15 protein-coding genes and 1 pseudogene are annotated in these 18,593 nt (G+C 39.9%); 11 read left to right on the forward strand and 5 right to left on the reverse strand.

Going from position 1 to position 18,593, the window contains the following annotated elements:
* The first annotated feature begins 50 nt into the window (after positions 1–50).
* The 3 genes from AOG27_RS19870 (at position 51) to AOG27_RS19880 (ending at position 3,569) form a co-directional block, all read left to right on the forward strand.
* A complete protein-coding gene (locus AOG27_RS19870; protein ID WP_054554738.1) occupies positions 51–836 on the forward strand; it encodes a hypothetical protein in 786 nt (261 codons plus the stop codon).
* 112 nt (positions 837–948) lie between these two features.
* Positions 949–2,331 (forward strand): amidohydrolase, encoded by a 1,383-nt coding sequence (locus AOG27_RS19875; RefSeq protein ID WP_054554739.1) that lies wholly within the window; start codon positions 949–951, stop codon positions 2,329–2,331.
* An 11-nt stretch (positions 2,332–2,342) separates the two neighbouring features.
* On the forward strand, positions 2,343–3,569 hold the full coding sequence (locus AOG27_RS19880; RefSeq protein ID WP_054554740.1) for an amidohydrolase family protein: 1,227 nt from the start codon (positions 2,343–2,345) through the stop codon (positions 3,567–3,569).
* 66 nt (positions 3,570–3,635) lie between these two features.
* On the opposite strand, the gene AOG27_RS19885 is transcribed toward AOG27_RS19880, so the two are convergent.
* Positions 3,636–4,835, reverse strand: coding sequence for an Nramp family divalent metal transporter (locus AOG27_RS19885; RefSeq protein WP_054554741.1), 1,200 nt, complete (start codon positions 4,833–4,835; stop codon positions 3,636–3,638).
* Between the two features lie 310 nt (positions 4,836–5,145).
* On the opposite strand from AOG27_RS19885, the gene AOG27_RS19890 reads away from it, so the two are divergent.
* Positions 5,146–5,562, forward strand: a complete 417-nt coding sequence (locus AOG27_RS19890; RefSeq protein WP_054554742.1) for an MAPEG family protein — start codon at positions 5,146–5,148, stop codon at positions 5,560–5,562.
* Positions 5,563–5,636: 74 nt separating this feature from the next.
* Here the strand turns inward: AOG27_RS19890 and AOG27_RS19895 are convergent, their stop codons facing one another.
* Positions 5,637–7,484: an ABC transporter ATP-binding protein gene (locus AOG27_RS19895; RefSeq protein WP_054554743.1), complete on the reverse strand. Its 1,848-nt coding sequence runs from the start codon at positions 7,482–7,484 to the stop codon at positions 5,637–5,639.
* 159 nt (positions 7,485–7,643) lie between these two features.
* Between AOG27_RS19895 and AOG27_RS19900 the strand changes: the two genes are divergently transcribed.
* The 4 genes from AOG27_RS19900 to AOG27_RS19915 all read left to right on the forward strand — a co-directional run bounded on the left by AOG27_RS19900 (position 7,644) and on the right by AOG27_RS19915 (position 11,354).
* On the forward strand, positions 7,644–8,474 hold the full coding sequence (locus AOG27_RS19900) for an alpha/beta hydrolase (RefSeq protein WP_054554744.1): 831 nt from the start codon (positions 7,644–7,646) through the stop codon (positions 8,472–8,474).
* A 3-nt stretch (positions 8,475–8,477) separates the two neighbouring features.
* Positions 8,478–8,873: a VanZ family protein gene (locus AOG27_RS19905; RefSeq protein WP_054554745.1), complete on the forward strand. Its 396-nt coding sequence runs from the start codon at positions 8,478–8,480 to the stop codon at positions 8,871–8,873.
* Positions 8,874–8,934: 61 nt separating this feature from the next.
* Positions 8,935–9,843, forward strand: a complete 909-nt coding sequence (locus AOG27_RS19910; protein ID WP_054554746.1) for a GGDEF domain-containing protein — start codon at positions 8,935–8,937, stop codon at positions 9,841–9,843.
* A 116-nt stretch (positions 9,844–9,959) separates the two neighbouring features.
* Entirely contained in the window at positions 9,960–11,354 is a 1,395-nt protein-coding gene (locus tag AOG27_RS19915; RefSeq protein ID WP_054554747.1) for a M28 family metallopeptidase, read from the forward strand.
* On the opposite strand, the gene AOG27_RS19920 is transcribed toward AOG27_RS19915, so the two are convergent.
* Positions 11,347–11,724, reverse strand: a complete 378-nt coding sequence (locus AOG27_RS19920) for an ATP-binding protein (RefSeq protein WP_054554748.1) — start codon at positions 11,722–11,724, stop codon at positions 11,347–11,349. The two genes, AOG27_RS19915 and AOG27_RS19920, sit on opposite strands and share 8 nt — an antisense overlap.
* Before the next feature lie 6 nt (positions 11,725–11,730).
* On the reverse strand, positions 11,731–13,500 hold the full coding sequence (locus tag AOG27_RS19925) for a tetratricopeptide repeat protein (protein WP_152967175.1): 1,770 nt from the start codon (positions 13,498–13,500) through the stop codon (positions 11,731–11,733).
* A gap of 225 nt (positions 13,501–13,725) precedes the next feature.
* Here AOG27_RS19925 and AOG27_RS19930 point away from each other — a divergent pair, with 225 nt between their 5' ends.
* From AOG27_RS19930 to gdhA, 3 genes are all read left to right on the forward strand, one after another.
* Complete coding sequence (locus AOG27_RS19930) at positions 13,726–15,915, forward strand: LruC domain-containing protein (protein WP_054554750.1); 2,190 nt, start codon at positions 13,726–13,728, stop codon at positions 15,913–15,915.
* Between the two features lie 2 nt (positions 15,916–15,917).
* The gene (locus AOG27_RS19935; RefSeq protein WP_054554751.1) at positions 15,918–16,403 is read left to right on the forward strand and encodes a hypothetical protein; all 486 of its coding nucleotides are present in this window, start codon (positions 15,918–15,920) and stop codon (positions 16,401–16,403) included.
* A gap of 75 nt (positions 16,404–16,478) precedes the next feature.
* On the forward strand, positions 16,479–17,831 hold the full coding sequence (gene gdhA, locus AOG27_RS19940) for an NADP-specific glutamate dehydrogenase (RefSeq protein WP_054554752.1): 1,353 nt from the start codon (positions 16,479–16,481) through the stop codon (positions 17,829–17,831).
* A gap of 327 nt (positions 17,832–18,158) precedes the next feature.
* Here gdhA and AOG27_RS21535 read toward each other — a convergent pair.
* Positions 18,159–18,593, reverse strand: a pseudogene (locus AOG27_RS21535) (transposase); the annotation flags it as partial.

Here is an 18,593-nt window from a genome sequence, read left to right on the forward strand (position 1 = left end):
ATTAACTCTAGCTTTTCTTTAAAAGGCTAATCAGAGTATAAGGAGCATCAGTGACCACAAAATTAGCAGGCTATTATCAACAAGCCTATGCATCTGAATCAAAACACTTTAATCAATGTTTTTATTGTGGTTGTGAAGCAACTGAGCGAGATTTTTGTCCGCCACTGCATATGCTGCAAAGCATTATAGATTTAGGCGAAGAGGCCGAATTTATATCAATTCCAGCATGTTATGAGTGCTTTGCATTACTGCATAACGAACGAGTGCTAACTATTGATGGGCGAGTGACAAAGCTAAAAAAGAAACTTTCTGCAAAATATGCAAAAGCGCTGAGAGTTTATCACATGTGGCATGAAAGTGAACTTCACGATATGAGTGATGAGTTTGTGCACAGTATTAAAGCAGGCATGAAGTTAGGTGCAGAGGCGGCAGAGCGATTAGCATTTCAAGGTTATAGTTATGCAACTGAAGATGCCAGTGTCACTATTCGCGAGAAACGTGCCGAATTTGATGTGCAAGGCAAAGTCTTTTATGACTTTAAAGACGCGCTTAATTACTGCATTAATGATTTACAAGTCGACAGAACAGAATTCTATAAGCTGGTGGTCGAAGATTATAATGGTGATTTTAACCGTGCATTGAGTCAATACCGCCATCGACACGAAAAAATAACCGCAGCTAACGATGCAGATTCACTGATTAAAAGTTTTGCCAAGCAGCACAAGCAAAACTCAGACTTTGTAACTCGAACTGTGAAACATTTTATCAACAAAGATCCGAGCTTAACTACCGAAGGTGCGTTAGAGCAGTTATATAACAACTACATAAAGAAATAGTGCTCTGTGAGGCTGGTTATTCGTCTTGAATATTGGTGACTGGCCTCGTTTACTCGCATTAGAATTAACAATTAGTTAAAGTAATTAAATAATAAAAAAGAGGAACGTAAGAATGCAAAAATTTGCACCATCCTTGTTGGTTATGGCGCTTGGTGTCGCGTTAGCGGGTTGTCAAGACAATGGCCCACAAGATCCAAAAGTCTCAATTAACAAAAACCCATACCCAAGCACTTATCAGCCACTTGCATCACAAAGTACGTTAATCACTAATGCCACTGTTTTAACCGGCACAGGTGAGCGTTTAGACGACGCAGATGTATTCTTTGTTGATGGCAAAGTCCAACAAGTAGGTAAAGACCTATCTGTTCAAGCTGATAAAACAATTGATGCACAAGGCAAATGGGTAACACCGGGTATTATTGACGTGCACTCACATTTAGGTGCATACCCAACTCCATCGGTGGCATCTCACCAAGATGGTAACGAAATGACCAGCCCTGTGACTGCAGAAGTATGGGTTGAGCATTCAGTATGGCCGCAAGATCCTGGCTTTAACCGTGCTCGTGAAGGTGGTATTACGTCATTACAAATTCTACCTGGTTCAGCAAACTTAATTGGTGGCCGCGGTGTAACGCTTAAAAACATTCCCTCGCACACGATGCAAGGTATGAAGTTTCCTGAAGCACCATATGGTTTAAAAATGGCATGTGGTGAAAACCCGAAACGTGTTTATGGCCGCAAAGGTGTTTTACCATCAACACGTATGGGTAACATGGCGGGCTACCGCACAGCGTGGATTGAAGCGACTGAATATAAACGTGAATGGGATAAGTACGAAAGTGATTATGCCGCAGGTAAAAACCCTGCAGCACCTCACCGCGACATTAAGCTAGATACGCTAGCTGGCGTGTTAGAAGGTGACATATTAATCCATAACCACTGTTATAAAGCAGAAGAAATGGCCATGATGATCGACCTTGGTAAAGAGTTTGGTTATCACTCAGGCACTTTCCATCACGGTGTTGAAGCATACAAAATTGCTGACTTACTTGCTGAAAACGGTAACTGTGCGGCACTTTGGCCAGATTGGTGGGGCTTTAAAATGGAAGCCTACGACATGGTTCAAGAGAACGTAGCAATTGTAGATGCTGTTAAAAATTCATGTGCCGTTGTTCACTCTGATTCAGATACAACGATTCAACGCTTAAACCAAGAAGCCGGTAAAGTGATGTATCGCGCGAATGATGTGGGTTACGACATCTCTGAGCAACACGCAATTAAGTGGATCACTTCAAACGCGGCTAAATCGCTAGGTATTGATGATAAAACAGGTTCACTTGAAGCAGGTAAGCAAGCTGATGTGGTTATCTGGAACCAAAACCCATTCAGTGTATATGCGAAAGCTGAACAAGTATTTATCGATGGTGCCAAAGTTTATGATCGTAACGATGATAAATACCAAGCACAAAGTGATTTCATGCTAGGTCAAAAATAGGAGTAACATTGATGACAAAATTAACTAAATCATTAAAGCTGTCACTTGTTGCTGCTGGCTTATTTTCTGCGACAGCAAGTGCTGCATCGGTAGCGATTGTCAATGCAACACTACACACTTCAACAGAGCAAGGCGTACTTGAAGGCGCAAGCGTTGTTATTGAAGATGGCAAAATTGTTGCTATTAACCCAGCGACTGTCAACGCGGATGCAACCATTGATGCAAAAGGCCAAATCGTGACTGCAGGCTTTATTGGTACTATGAACCAATTAGGCTTAGTGGAAGTGGGTGCTGTTGCAGGGTCGCGCGATGGTGGTGACGACAAAGCAGGCATTGACTTTGATCCAAGCCTTGCATTCAACCCACGCAGTAGCTTAATTCCTTATGCACGCAAGGGCGGTATTACTCAAGATGTGATTGTACCAAACGGTGGTGACAGTATCTTTGCGGGTCTTGCATCTGTAGTTGATCTATCAGGCAGCTTTGAAAGCGTAAATAAAAAGCAAGTTGCACTTGTTGTTCATTTAGGTGAAAAGAGTAAAGGCTCACGTGCTATGTCGATGAAAACACTTATCGACAAGCTTGAAGGCGAAAAGTCAGCTAAAAAAGATGACAAAAAAGAGCCATCAACAGAGCAAAAAGTTTTAGCAGCTGTGCTTGCTGGTGATATGCCACTGATTGCCAGTGTTCAACGCGCATCTGACATCTATGAACTTGTTAAGTTAAAAGAAAGCTATGGCATCAATTTAGTGATTCATGGCGGTGATGATGCTGTTGTGGTTGCTGATACATTAGCTAAAGTGGATGTACCTGTGATCATCAGCTCTATGGCTAACTTACCGGGTAGCTTTGACTCTATGCATGCAAACCTTGCTAACGCAGGTAAGCTTGAAAAAGCGGGTGTAAAAGTCATTATTGGTGTTGCTGGTGACTCAAGCCACAACGTTTACCAATTACGTTTTGATGCAGGTAATGCTGTGTCATACGGTATGAGCCAACAAGGTGCACTTAGCGCAGTTACCAGCAATATTGCTGATGTTTTTGGTTTAAACTCAGGCGCAATTGCCAAAGGTAAACGTGCAAACCTAGTTATGTGGTCTGCTGATCCATTTGAGCTTAACTCACACGTAAGCAAAATGTGGATCAACGGTGAAGAGGTTTCAACCGAAGCGCGTCAAGACAAACTACGCGATCGTTATACAACTGATTCAGCGATGCCACGCGCTTATACTAAATAAGTGCTCAACATATAAAAAGGCCGCAAATTTGCGGCCTTTTTTTAATACATATTTTCAAACTAAAAGCTAAAAAATTAGATTGCTTAGTTTATAAAGGCTAAGGCCAAATATAAGCAGTATTACTGGCACAATTACAAGGTTAAGTAAAAGCGAATTAGTGTATCCTTTCATCACCGATTTTTGATTCACTAACCAAACAAGGTAACAGGTAACAATTGGAAGTAATAATCCATTGGCAGCTTGCGCAAAGATGATAACCGCAACCGGATCAAGCCCAAGCGATGCGACCAGTGCACCGAAAACAAGGATAGTGATAGCAACCAGTTTAAAACGTGTATCACTCATTTGTGTTGACCAACCAAGCATGCCGCAAACAGCGTAAGCACCCGCAAGCGGTGCAGTTATTGCGCTAGTAAGTCCAGCTGCACATAAACCGATAGCAAAGAAATAATGAGCCATACCACCTAGAAGGGGCTCAAGTTGCACAGCCATATTGGCCGCTGAAATTTTACCTGCATCGGTATCATAAAATGCCACAGAGGCTGTCGATAAGATAGCTAACGTGATTATGCCACCTAAAGTTATCGAAATACCGGTATCAAGGTTTGTTTCTTTGATTACTTTGTCGATATTTTTTGAACTATCGTGTTTTTCTGCAAGTACCCCAGAGTGTAAAAACAGGTTGTAGGGCACAATTGTTGTGCCAATTAAGGCAAGTACCGTGGTAATTGAATTATCAGGTAAGCTAGGTATAAATCCTTTTAGCACTTCACCAAGTGGCGGAGCTGCCATCACCAGCGTTGAAATAAATACTAAACTCATCAACACCACTAGAACAATTAACGCACCCTCAATGACTTTATGTTTGCCAGTGTACAAGAGCACTGCACTTAAAATTGCAATAAGGGGAGTCCAGAGTAGTGGACTTACAGAAGGGAGTATTTCTTGCAGTCCTAAACTGGCACCAGTCAGATTGCCTGCTTCATAAGCTGCACTGCCAATACCAATTGCACTGATCACTAATATGGCAGCCAGGGCTTTAAAAATCGGTGTTTGAATGGTGGTTCTGAGTGCAGATGCTAAATCAAGTCCTGTAGCAACACCAAGACGAGCAGCCATTGATTGCAACAAAATAGTTGCTACAACTGAGAACAATAACGTCCAAATAAGAGCAAAGCCAAAATTAGCACCTGCAACACTTGCCGTGGTGATGGTACCTGGTCCAATAAAAGCTGCGGTGACAAGCAGTCCGGGCCCTAAACGCATAATAAAACCTTTTATTATTATTTTTATACATTAACTATTAGCAAAACAGCTAATGTTTTAGAAAACAGAGCATATAGAGTATAGACAGACTTAGTATGGGTAAAGTAAAACAGGTGAATCGCTTAAAGTTAGCGAGTTGAACTTAGACCAATCCACACTGTAATTTTTATATACAGTACGTAGTAATGGCACAGTACGCATAACGAAATTAAAGTAAATACGCCTAAAATCAATGGTTTGCTTTAAGTTTTGGCTTGGTAGGTATCTTGCAAAGTGTAAGTCTATATGCTTTTAACTAAAGGAAATGAAAATGCCTGAACTTACTCTTTCAGCATATGCGGCCGTGTATGTTTATCTGATTATGCTGACAATTCAGTGGGTGGTTGCCGCTGTCACTAAAGCCAAACAGCCCAATGCGGTGCCTGGTAAACTCGATAATTCATTAAGCCACGATAGCTTTGTATTTCGTTCACATCGCACATTTATGAATACCTTAGAAAATAGCCCGTTATTTTTAGGTAGCGTATTTCTGGGGTTCTTTTTAAACTTGAACAGTAGTGCATTTGCACTGTGTATTTGGTTGTATGTGATAGCCAGGATCATTCATATGCTGCTGTATTATGGTGTAGCAACTGAGAAGAATCCAAGCCCACGCAGCTATTTCTTTTTAATCGCTGCCTTGGCAAATAGTGTGATGCTTGTTTTAATTGGTTTACGTTTGATTTAAACAGCATTGCTAACATATATAAAAGGCATTGAATGAATGCTCATACAATGCCTTTTTTAATACTGAAAACCTAGCTACTCAACGCCAATAAAGCCACCTGTTTGGTGTGACCATAGGGCAGCATAGATACCATCTTGGGCAATTAGTTGCTCGTGAGAGCCTTGTTCAACCACACCACCTTCATCAAGCACAATGAGTCTATCCATTTGCGCAATAGTTGATAGGCGGTGCGCAATGGCAATCACTGTTTTGCCGGTCATTAAATCGTCTAGGCTAGTTTGAATTGCGGCTTCTACTTCAGAATCAAGGGCACTGGTTGCCTCATCTAAGATTAGAATTGGTGCATCTTTTAGAAGGACTCGTGCAATAGCAATACGTTGACGTTGACCACCAGAAAGCTTCACACCGCGTTCACCAACTTGTGCGGCAAAGCCTTTATTGCCTTTGCTGTCTTCAAGGTCTTCGATGAACTCAATTGCTTCTGCTTGCTTTGCGGCCGCAAGCATTTCATCTTCAGTAGCATCGGGTCTGCCATAAAGAATGTTATCTTTTACTGAGCGGTGTAACAGCGAGGTATCTTGCGTCACCATCGCAATGTGCTTACGTAAGCTTTCTTGGCTTACCTCAGCGATGTTTTGACCATCGATAGAAATCGTACCTGAGTCAACATCATAAAAGCGCAGTAACAAATTCACTAAGGTAGATTTACCTGCACCAGAGCGACCTACTAAACCTATTTTCTCACCCGGTTTAATATCTAAATTTAAGCCATTGATAACAGGGCCGCGGAGGGTCTCGTTGGCAGCTTTACCATAGTTAAATTGCACATTCTCAAAGCTTATCGACCCTTCATTAACAGTAAGAGTGCTTGCGTTTTCTTTATCATCCACTTCAATCGGCGTTGATAGGGTTTTCATACCATCAGCAACAGTACCAATGTTTTCAAATAGGCTACTGATCTCCCACATGATCCACTGTGCCATACCGTTTAGTCTCAGTGATAAACTCACCGCAATGGCGATAGCTCCAACACTGATGGCGCTAATTGACCATAGATATAAAGAGAGGGCAGCAATACTAAATACCAATAAGTAATTTAGCGTGTTGATAGAGAAGTTTAGGCTAGTAACTAAGCGCATTTGCTTATATACCGGTTGTAAAAACACATCCATACTATCTTTTGCATATTGTTCTTCTCGCTGTGTGTACGAGAACAATTTGATAGTAGAAATGTTAGTGTAGCTATCAACTACACGTCCGGTCATTTCTGAGCGCGCATCAGCCTGCGAGCTGGCTACTTTCTTGAGTTTTGGTACAAAATACATTTGAATAGCGGCATAAAGAACTAACCAAATTAATAATGGCAACATTAAACGCCAGTCAGATTCTGCGACCAAAAATACCATGGCGCCAAAGTAGACCACGATATACATTAGTACATCGAGCAGTTTCATCACCGATTCACGAACAGCTAATGAGGTTTGCATCACTTTAGTTGCAATACGGCCGGCAAATTCGTTTTGATAAAAACTAACACTCTGACGAAGCAAATAACGGTGTGCTAACCAACGGATAGACATAGGGTAGTTGCCAAGCAGCGCCTGATGTAACACTGCTGAATGAAAAAATACGACAATGGGTAACACGACTAGCAACATAATTGCCATTCTTGTAAGTTCAGCCTGCTGCTCAACAAATAAGGTATCAGGAGTATATTCGCCAAGCCAATCGACAAGTTGGCCCATGTAACTAAATAGCGATACTTCTAAAATAGCGAGTGCTGCGGCACTTAACGACATCAGCAGCAATGAAAGCTCCATGCCACGGGTATAATGACGGCAAAAAGCAAATAAGCTATTAGGTGGCTGAGAGGGTTGCTCTTTAGGAAACGGATTAGTCATCCGTTCAAATAAACGATACATACACGACGCTTTTTAAAAATCAAAGTGGCCTTACTATACCATTTGAGTAGTTTTTTAGCAGTTCATTTAATTTAAAAACTAAGATTAAAATCTAATTACTATTCAGTTATTTACATCTAGTGTAAGAAATGAAAATATAATAAGAAAAAGGAATTAATGATGAAAAAGTTGCTTTGTACGCTGTCCCTCGTTTTTAGCTTACCGCTTTGTGCCTACCAAACCGACACCCACATATTTAAGGGCAAAAAGACTGCCATCGAGAAACCTGTAACGGTGACATTACCTGATGGCTATCAGGACTCAAAAAAATACAATGTTATCTATGTATTACATGGCTACAGTGGAAATCACAGTGATTGGACTAAGCTGACAAACATAGAAAAACTGGCAGACCAATATGATGTCATCATTGTTAACCCAGATGGCAACTTCGGTTCGTGGTATCTCGATTCTGATATCGACAAAAGCTCGCAATACGAAACCTACATTGCAGACGATTTACTAAATTATATCGATTCTGAATATTCGACTAATCGGTCTAAAAGTGGCCGTGCAATAACAGGCTTATCAATGGGTGGCTTTGGTGCCTTACACATTGCAATAAATCACCCAGACCAGTTTGCAGCAGTTTCAGGGATATCTGCTGGGGTTGATGTTAGGCCCTTTAGTGCAGAGTTTGACCTTGAAAAAGTACTCGGCAGTTATGCTGAAAACAAAGAAAAATGGGATAGCATTGCCATTATTAACAACCTCCATAAAATTGCTGCTGGCAATACGGCATGGAAAAAGGGCGCTGATACCTTACCTATTATGCTTGATATAGGCGTTGATGACTTTTTTATTGAGCAAAACCGAGCGCTACACCAGGCGATGTTTAAAATGCGCATCCGCCATGACTATGTTGAGCGTCCGGGTATTCATGACTGGCACTATTGGAATAAAGTGATTGCCTACCAATTTTTATTTTTAACCTCACATATGGCGCCATAAAAGATGCTTCAACGTATTCTGGTGTTAATTGCTATCGGCTTTTTCGCTTTTATTGGTTGGGTTATTTATCTTGCCAATACTGGGCAAAAGTCGGTGTTTTTCGAACTCGTTGCGGCCATTCCTTACGGTGATAAGTTGGGGCATTTTTGCTTATTTGGACTACTTACGTTATTCATAAACCTTGCCTTTAAGTTTAAAACATTGAACCTTGCTGGACGGCCTATTTATTTAGCTGTGTTGATTGTGAGTACGTTTGTGATTTTAGAAGAGCTAAGCCAATTTTTTATTGAATCGAGAACATTAGACTTTGTTGATTTAATTGCAGATTTTACTGGTATCGCAATATTTAGTGCCATATCTGCATGGCTTAGCAAAAAGTTATATCCACCTAAGGTCTAAACTTTCAGTGACTTGTTAGGTTTCGTCTATACTCAGTATAGTGCTAGCCTAAAAGTTGCGTATGAACAAAAATACCTCAGATTATTTGTCAGATATTATTGAGCTATTACTTGATGCTGTTTGCGTAGTAGATGTAAAAGGCACCTTGCTGTTTACTAATCCAGCCTTTGAAACAATTTTCGGATACGCACCAGAAGAAGCCATCAATAGAAAAATGTTGGACTTTGTTTATCCCGAAGATAGAGCAAAAACCATTAATGCTATCAATCAGATAATGACAGATAATCTACATCCAAGGTTTGTAAACCGGTGGGTGAAAAAAGACGGTACTGTGGTCCATGTCTTGTGGTCTGTCTATTGGTCAAAAGAAAAGCAAGTTAGAGTAGCGATTGCTCATGATATAACAGAACAGAAAAAGCTTGAGCAAAAACTCATATTCATGGCTGGGCACGATCCACTCACTAATCTCCCTAATCGTAGCTTTTTAATTACCCAACTAGAAGAGTCACTATCCACTGCTAATACTATTTCTGCAATTATTGCGGTATTGTTTATCGATATTGATGGCTTCAAGCAAGTCAATGATATTCACGGCCACAGTGCTGGCGACAAGCTATTAAAAACTATTGCCATGCGAATTCGCCATGTATTGGTTAAAGACGACATAGTTGGCCGTTTGGGAGGGGATGAGTTTGTAATTGTTGTAAAAAGTGTAAAACGCAAAGCTGATGTAAAAAAAATTGCTGATAAACTAAGTCGTGAAATATGTAAGCCTTTAGTTTTTAATGATGATGAACTGTGTTATTCCCCAAGTATTGGTGCAGTTCTCTTTCCAGAGCATTATGGTGATGCAGAATTCTTAATACAGTGTGCAGATAAAGCTATGTACAAAGCTAAGTATGAAGGGGGTAATCGTTTGGTGTTTTATAACGAGGGAATAAAGTTATCAGGCACTAAAAATATTAAATAGTATTAATAGCTTTATCGGAAAAATGTTTTAACCTATTAATTTGTTTTCTAACGCATTACTATTGCGCGAAATGAAATATTAGTTAGCCTTTAATGATTCATTGAAGGAGTGAAACTATGTTAAAGCGTAAAATAACAACAACGGGTGCTTTGTTTAGCTCATCGCTGTTATTGGTCTCGGCAGCTCATGCCACAACACCTCAATATAAAGATCAACAAGCTTTGCATTATATTGCAAGTGCTGTTTCTAAAACACGTATAGAGCAAGATATTCAAACGCTGGTTGATTTTGGCACTCGCCATACTCTCTCTGAGACGAAATCAGATACGCGCGGTATTGGTGCTGCAAGACGTTGGATCAAGTCTGAATTTGAGGCGATTTCTAAAGCGTGCGGTAACTGCCTAGAAATCATCGAGGTAAAAGACACTATCTCCGGTGAAAAGCGTATTCCAAACCCGGTTGACGTGGTCAATATTGTGGCTATACAGCGTGGTCAAGTTGATGCAAACCGTATGGTTATGATGTCGGGTGATATTGACTCGAGAGTGTCTGATGTAATGGACTATACCTCAGATGCGCCAGGGGCTAACGATAATGCATCTGGAGTGGCTGGCGTGCTTGAATCGGCGCGAGTTTTATCAAAGTATAAATTTAACGGCTCAATTGTTTACGCAGCATTATCTGGTGAAGAGCAAGGCTTGTTTGGCGGTAAAATCTTAGCTAAATATGCACAAGAGCATGATTGGCGTGTACATGGTGTTTTAAACAATGACATGATTGGTAATTCAACGGGCATTAATGGTGTAACAGATAACACAACCGCACGTATTTTCTCTGAAGGCACTCGCGTTATAGAAACCAAAGAGCAAGCCCATAAACGCCGTTTTACCGGTGGTGAAGTTGATTCTGCAAGTCGTAACCTTGCGCGTTACATAGATACAATCGCAGATCGCTACATTGAGAATCTAGATACCATGTTGGTATATCGACTCGATCGGTTTGGTCGAGGAGGGCATCACCGTCCATTTAACGATGTTGGCTTTGCCGCTGTGCGTATTATGGAGACAAACGAAAACTATAATCAACAGCATCAAGACTTACGTACTGAAAATGGTATTACTTATGGTGACACCATCGACCATGTTGATTTTGCCTATGCGGCGAAATTAACGTCACTCAATGCAGTGACAATGGCTTCAATGGCGTGGGCTCCAGCGCCGCCAACGGGTGTTAGTATTTCAGGTGCCGTAAAGCCGAGTACAACATTAGCGTGGCATAAAAGTGATGATCCAACGGTGGTCAGTTATAAAATCTATTGGCGTTATACCAGTGAGCCACAATGGCAGTTTAGCCGCGATGTTGGGAAGGTAACCGAAGCAACCCTTAAAAATGTTGTTATCGATAACTACTATTTTGGTGTTGCGGCTGTAAACAAAGACGGTATTGAATCACCGGTTGTATTTCCTGGCGATGTTGGCGCGTTCGAATGGCCAGACAAATCTGCTAAATAGCAATCGTTAAGTCATAGCGGACACCACCCAGTTCGCTATGAGCTGCTGTAATACGCCAGTTATGGGCTTCGACAATTTGTTTTACTATCGCAAGCCCAATTCCTGAACCTGACTGTTTCACTGTTTTTAAGTCAGGCACTCTATAAAGGTGGTCAAAAATCTTTGCTAAACTCTCGTCGCTGACGCCAGGGGATGAATCTTCATAGCAGATTAAAAGCTGTGTTTGGTTTTGGCTAATCGTCAAATTAATCTTACCAGGGTGATTTGTGTACTTAAGCGAATTACTGATTAAGTTTGCAAATAACTGTGAAAGCCGTGTTGCATCGCACTCAAAACTTAGTTCATCAGCAACATTTTGTGTAAATGTCACTTCAAATTATTCAAGCTGGATCAGCATATCTGCGTGTAGGCTTTGGAAATACTCAGCCGCATTAACTGTTGTTACGTTGAGCTGAAAACTGCTTTGTTCTAAAAGTGAAATTTTATTTAAATCAGTCACTAAAGTTGCCATGTCGGTGATTTTTTGGTTAAGCTTTTCGTATGTAAGCTCATTAAATTGGGTTAGGCCTGCTTGAAGCGTTTCAAGGTGTAAGCGCAACCCTGTTAATGGACCACTTAGTTCGTGAGCTACTTGTGATAATAACTTACTACGTTGACTGATTTGTTTATCCAGATAATTTCGGCGCTGTTCAATAAGCTGTTTTCTCTGTCTTATTCTTAATAAAGCAATGCCCATTGCAGCTAAAAGCAGGCTAAATAATAAGACGCTGTATAAAATAGCTTGACGTTGTGCGGCAATAGCTTGGCTTTTTTCATTGTCTTGGAGTTTTAAATCTTGTATTGCTAAATCGCGGTCGCGCATTGCAATGGAGTTTTGTAGCTCAGCTAAACGGTGGTTGTAGTTGTTACGGGCAAAGCCTTTTTCAAGCTCTGTAATAGCACGTTGATACGACAGGGCTTGTTTATAATCAGCTTGTTTTTCTGTCACTGTGATCAAATGTTCTAGGGCAATGATTTGCTTTTGCAGCTTATTTTTTTGCTTACTTAACTGGTAGGCTTGCTCAGCATAATGTTTAGCTTGTTCGTGCTCAGTAGAGCCAATGTACAGCTTAGCTAATGTAAGTAATACATCTATATATAAGTGATCGTCTTGCTTGAGTTCAATGAGCACTTGTTTTTCAATGCTTAATGCTTGGTCAGGTTTATCTATTTCGAGCAAATTTATCGCAATATTATGGTTTGCCCAGGCAGTATTTCGCGTACTGTTATAACTAGCGAAGACCTGCTTAGCCTCTTGTGCGTATGCAAGTGATGCAGGGTAGTTTTTAAGTCCATATTCGCATTGGGATAGCTTAACTAAACTATGTCCGATATCAGACAGTGAACCCGTTTGCTTATCAAAACTAAGGGCTGTAATAAACTCGCTCTTTGCTTTTTCGTATTGTTCTAAATCTAAATAACTTTGGGCAATTGAATAACTTATACCTGCTTGTAATGAAATAGACGGCGACATTTGCTTAATAACTTCACGGCGTTTTAGCTTATATTCTAGGGCAAGGGTTAACCGGTCTAACTGTTCAAGATTACGCGAATAACCATGGTAGAGCATTTCTTTTTGCTTTAAGGATAATTCTCGATTGTTGTCGTGAATATAAACCTCAAGCAAGTTCAAGGCTGCTTGATATTCACCTGCATTATGATAAGCACTGACAAGGCTCGCAACGGCATCAATTTCGTAATCGGTGAGTTGCAAACGCTGAAACAGCGCGACATTTTGTTGAGATAAGTGAATTGCAGATTCTAATTTATTTGCACTATATGCCAATCGAGCTTTGACTAAATACAATTCGCTATAAATAGAGGAGTCACTTTTATATTTTGGAGAAGACTCAAGTTCTTCTACTATGTTTTGCGCCTGTTGAAACTGACCTAGGTGTATATGAACGTGAATTAATCTAACATTAAAGCTTAATCGCTCAGCAAAACTGGCAGATTCAATAAGGCGTTTATCTATATTTGTTAAATATTTATAGCGTTCTTGGTAATCGCTTATTGTTCTAGCTTCATCAATGTGGCCTTGTAAAGTTGACGCAATTGATGCAAATGACAAGGTACACAGCAGAATAACAAGAGCTTTAAAGTTCATTTTTAACATTTATTATTATTTTTTCTGAAGCAATTCTAGCACATCATGCTTTTGTGTTGAGTAAATTTGTTTTTTGTGATTAAAAAGAATTGCATTTTGCGATATAGATGGTTGCATCTTGCAAAAAGGATCTGCAAAAAATATCTAAAACCTTATTTTTTAATGAGTTATATTTTGGAACAATTGCTGCTTTATATAATTACATAACCACAGGAGAGTGTAATTATGAAAAGCAAAATACCCGTCTGTCTTTTATCAGTGCTTGCCACTAGTTATGTAAGCGCAGCTCCGTTTGAAGAATGCCCAAGTAAAGCATTTCTAATACAAGGTACACCTGCACAAATGTTTGGAATTGATTTGGTCTCTGCTAAAGCGACAGTATTAGCACCGTCATTAAACTTTAGTGACGAAACAAACAATGAAAGCGTAAATGCTGTGGGTTTTAACTATAAAGACCAATATATGTATGGCTTTAGTAAGCAAAGCCCGAAGAGTGTTGTCAAAATTGGTGATGATTATCAACTAGAACGACTCGTGGTTAACGGTCTGCCTGATACTAACTTCTATGTGGGTGACATCCATGTAAATAGTGAAACTAATCAGGCGGTATATTATTTGTATCATCCCAAATTCGGATTGTACGGTATTGATTTGACAGAGCCTGCTAATGAATATCAAGCTGATTTAGTTGCGGGTTCAGCTAGCTGGGGGTTAGCTATTTATGATTTTGCTTTTCATCCTAATAGCAACCTTTTGTATGCAGTTGAATCAAATGGCGACTTATACGAAATAGATCTTAATAATCAGACACCCACTTTTGTGGCGAACTTAGATATAGCTGGTGATACCGGAGCGAATGGTGCTGGGTATTTTGATGTAAAAGGACAGTTTTATTTTAGTAATAACCGAAGCGGTAAAATACACAAAGTAGACCTTAGCATTAGCCCTGTAAACGGTTACACGCCAACTGCTGCGGTGTTTACTTTAGGGCCTACATCAAATCAAAATGATGGTGCACGCTGCGCAATTGCTGAGGTAAAGGTAACGGATAATTCAATCGATTTTGGTGATGCACCTGCTCCTTATCAAACCTCACTCGAAGACAGTGGCGCAAGACATTTATTTGACCCAAATGCAGATCAAACTAATTTGGTTTACTTAGGTGCTACAGTAGATGGCGAGAATATTAATACACGTTCAGACTTACTTTTAACACCTGATGATCAATCAGATGACGGCGTTAAGTTCGTCACTGATTTGGTAGCAGGCAATACCAGTCAAATTATTGTTACCTCTGCAAATGACGAGACATATCTATACGCATGGTTTGATTGGGATCAGAATTACCAATTTGATGCGGATGAAATTACGGTGTCTAAATATCGGTTAAACCAAGGCGATAATAGCATTTTGGTTAATGTTCCAGATGGTGCCGTTATGGGAACAACCTGGTCTCGCTTTCGTGTAACTGATGGTAGTGAAACCAATCCAATTACAGCAACTGGTGGTGTTATTGGTGGGGAGGTAGAAGATTACTCTGTAACAACATTGGGAAGCCTAGTTTACCCAGGTGAAAATAGCTGGGTAACACTTGCATTTGAGGATAAATGGCCATTTTCTGGAGATTATGACTTCAATGATTTAGTTATAAACTATCGAACTACAATTATAGATCAAAATGGTGTGGCTACAGGTTACAAAATAGAAGGTGAGCTAGTTGGGATAGGTGCTGATTTTCATAATGGCTTTGCAGTTAGGTTATATGAGACTGTGGAAGGTTCAAATGATAAACGCATTTTACGTAGCCAAATTAATGCTGAAAAAACTAGTTTACTGATTAATGGTCTTGAACAAACGCACGAGATCTTAGAGCAAAATACTGAAGATGCTATTTTCGTGATTATGCCTGATACTTGGGATTACATTGATAAACAGTCTAATTGTAATTATTTTAGAACCGAGACGGGTTGTGATAGCAACAGTAAAGTCACGTTTTCATTGTTTATTGATTTATTACCAGGTACAGCGACCGCTGATGCACCTAAGTACACATTAGATCCTTTCATATTTGCAGCTGATGGACACTATCATGGTGAAGCCTTGGTTGGTAAAGACCCTAGAAGCTGGGAGGTTCACCTTAAGAATCAGCAGCCGACAGAAAAATTTGATATGCAACTATTTTCTTTCGCAGAGTCTGATGATGCATCTGACAGTGCGCAGGGTTTTTACTTCCAAACCGAAACAGGTCTACCTTGGGCAATTGAAGTAGGTACTTCGTGGGCTCACCCTAAAGAAGGGGTAGATATTACCCATGCATACAGCGACTTTAAAGCATTTGCAGAATCAAAAGGGCAAGAAAAGCCAATGTGGTTCAACAATGCTAAGCCTGCTAACGTGATTTCAAGAGGAGAATAATTATGAAACATTATACTTTAGTGATCATAAGCTTAATGTTAGCTGCGTGTGGTGGCGGTGGTGAAGGCGACTCTGCAACTGAAAGTGCTGGAACAAATGTAACGCAAGCACCTACAACAGATACAACACCACCTGAGACAACGCCTCCTGCTACTGGCGTGGATCCTGAGACGATGAATGATTTAACGATTGCTCCTGAGTTTAATTTAAGTAGTAAATTAGAGCTCGATGTAGATGTAGATTTGAATATTGGTGACACCAGAGCCTTTTTAAACATATGTCTTAAAGGCGACGACGATAAAGCCGATTATAACCAGTGTTTGCTTCGTGCACCATTGGTACAGAGCAAGCTGTCATCTAGTTTAATGTTAGCTAACAGTGGATTAGAGCTGGTGGCCGAGGTGTGGTTTTATGACACTCAGAGTGAGCCTTTACGTTATTATTGGAAAAATGATAGTGAGCAGCCAATGGTGTTTACGATTAGGTAAGAGTGATCGATTCTTTACGTAAATGAGTTTAATTTGTAAGAATCTTATTTTCAACAGCTTGAAGAGGAATGAGTGATGGAATACATAGAGCAAGTGTTAAAATCAGTAAAGAGTTCTAATCCAAATGAAACGGAGTTTTATCAAGCTGTTGAAGAGGTTCTGTCTTCGATTAATCGATATCTCGAAATTAATGATAAATATCAAAAAAACTCTATTGTTGAACGATTAGTAGAGCCAGAAAGGCAAGTCATATTTAGGGTTCCTTGGCTTGATGATCTTGGAAATGTTCAGGTTAATCGTGGTTTTAGAATTGAATTTAGTTCATCGTTAGGTCCTTTTAAGGGCGGCCTACGATTTCACCCCAGCGTTAACCAAAGTGTGGTTAAATTTTTGGGCTTTGAGCAAGTCTTAAAAAATGCATTGACAGGTTTACCGTTAGGTGGTGGTAAAGGTGGTGCTGATTTCAACCCCAAAGGCAAAAGCGACCATGAAATTATGCGTTTTTGTCAGTCATACATGACTGAGCTTTTCCGTCATATTGGTGCTAATACAGATGTACCTGCTGGTGATATTGGCGTTGGGGCGAGAGAAATTGGTTATTTGTTTGGGCAGTACAAGCGGATCACAAACCAATTTAGTGGCGTTTTAACAGGAAAACCTGAATCATTAAATGGCTCTTCTTTAAGAACAGAAGCAACAGGATACGGCGTTGCTTACTTTCTAAGTGCTATGTTAGATGCGAAAGGCGACTCTTTAACAGGAAAACGGTGCTTAGTGTCTGGTGCTGGTAATGTTGCACTTTATCTGATGAAAAAGCTTGATGAGTACGATGCTGTGATTCTTAGCTGTAGCGATTCGAAGGGCACGCTATATAGTAAGAATGGGCTTGACGTAAAATTAGTGATGCATCTAAAAAGTGAACGTGGTGCTGAGCTTAGAGATTATTTGAATGAACATAAAGATGCTGAGTTCACACCTGTCAATCAATACCCAAGTGACGGTCATCAAGTTTGGCGATATGAAGCAGACATTGCTTTGCCATGTGCGACGCAAAATGAAATTACTAAAGATGATGCTAAAGCTCTTGTAGAAAACAGATGTTTAACTGTGTGCGAAGGTGCGAATATGCCAACTACACCTGAAGCAATGAAGATTTTCAAAGAGCACAATGTTTACTTAGGGCCAAGCAAAGCCGCAAATGCTGGAGGTGTGGCGACGAGCCAATTCGAAATGGCTCAAAATGCCAGTATGCAAAAGTGGCAATCTGAGCAAGTTGATGAAAAACTTCAGCAAGTTATGAAATCCATTTTTAATACTATTTCAGTTACTGCCAAGCAGTACTCTAATGAACACGACTTGGTGCTTGGTGCGAATATAGCAGGATTTGAACGAGTTGCAGATGCAATGTTAAAGCAAGGTGTTGTTTAGTGATTTGACAAAATAATTAGACACCCACTTTTGTTCTAAGTGACAATATAATTAGACACCCACTTTTTTCTAAGAATATAAAATGTAATTAAAGAGACATCCATTTTTTACATAAACAATAAAGACACCCATTTTATTTATTGATATGAGTGCAGTATCGCATAACTGAGATTTATCTCGGCTAGATGAAAGTAGGGAGTTGGTACTTAATTACTGCTCTGTCTGAAAAATTAGCTATTTAATTTATATCATAAGTAATTTCAGAACGTCGATATTTTTATTTATATCAATAGATATTTATTAGTATTGTTTTGTAGTTTTAATAGATTAACAAAATAAAGCTTGGCTCTTAGCTATAGAGCTTCTCCGTTTTCGTTTCATGTGATTTGTGTAAGCTGTGATTGCTTGTTCTTTACCCGCTGTATTTTTAAATGAGCGGGTAAAGGAAGTGGCGAGTGTAAGCCAGTTGTCAGTACAAATATTTAGTCTTTCAAGTATTGGTAATGCATCTTCAGGGATTTTCCCTGGTTTATCTTCTCGTATTGAGCGACCAGTCCAATCAACGAGTTGCAGGTATGTTTTGAGCTCATATGGCAGACCTTTAGGCATATGCTTACGTGGTTTACCTGCAAAGCGCATAAGTGATTTTGGTTGCTTATTATTTTGAGCTGACTCAATGCGTGTTTTTATACTGGTGTAGTCAGATTGCTCAGGTAAATCAGCCGCTTTCGCTCTTACAGGGTTTAGGTCAACATACGCAAG

This window comes from Pseudoalteromonas lipolytica, assembly GCF_001306915.1.
Taxonomy (GTDB): domain Bacteria; phylum Pseudomonadota; class Gammaproteobacteria; order Enterobacterales; family Alteromonadaceae; genus Pseudoalteromonas; species Pseudoalteromonas simplex.

Coding starts and splice junctions, on each gene's coding strand:
- AOG27_RS19875 (WP_054554739.1), top strand. CDS start 949: ATGCAAAAATTTGCACCATCCTTGTTGGTTATGGCGCTTGGTGTCGCG.
- AOG27_RS19880 (WP_054554740.1), top strand. CDS start 2,343: ATGACAAAATTAACTAAATCATTAAAGCTGTCACTTGTTGCTGCTGGC.
- AOG27_RS19885 (WP_054554741.1), bottom strand. CDS start 4,835: ATGCGTTTAGGGCCCGGACTGCTTGTCACCGCAGCTTTTATTGGACCA.
- AOG27_RS19890 (WP_054554742.1), top strand. CDS start 5,146: ATGCCTGAACTTACTCTTTCAGCATATGCGGCCGTGTATGTTTATCTG.
- AOG27_RS19895 (WP_054554743.1), bottom strand. CDS start 7,484: ATGTATCGTTTATTTGAACGGATGACTAATCCGTTTCCTAAAGAGCAA.
- AOG27_RS19900 (WP_054554744.1), top strand. CDS start 7,644: ATGAAAAAGTTGCTTTGTACGCTGTCCCTCGTTTTTAGCTTACCGCTT.
- AOG27_RS19905 (WP_054554745.1), top strand. CDS start 8,478: ATGCTTCAACGTATTCTGGTGTTAATTGCTATCGGCTTTTTCGCTTTT.
- AOG27_RS19910 (WP_054554746.1), top strand. CDS start 8,935: ATGAACAAAAATACCTCAGATTATTTGTCAGATATTATTGAGCTATTA.
- AOG27_RS19915 (WP_054554747.1), top strand. CDS start 9,960: ATGTTAAAGCGTAAAATAACAACAACGGGTGCTTTGTTTAGCTCATCG.
- AOG27_RS19925 (WP_152967175.1), bottom strand. CDS start 13,500: ATGAACTTTAAAGCTCTTGTTATTCTGCTGTGTACCTTGTCATTTGCA.
- AOG27_RS19930 (WP_054554750.1), top strand. CDS start 13,726: ATGAAAAGCAAAATACCCGTCTGTCTTTTATCAGTGCTTGCCACTAGT.
- AOG27_RS19935 (WP_054554751.1), top strand. CDS start 15,918: ATGAAACATTATACTTTAGTGATCATAAGCTTAATGTTAGCTGCGTGT.
- gdhA (WP_054554752.1), top strand. CDS start 16,479: ATGGAATACATAGAGCAAGTGTTAAAATCAGTAAAGAGTTCTAATCCA.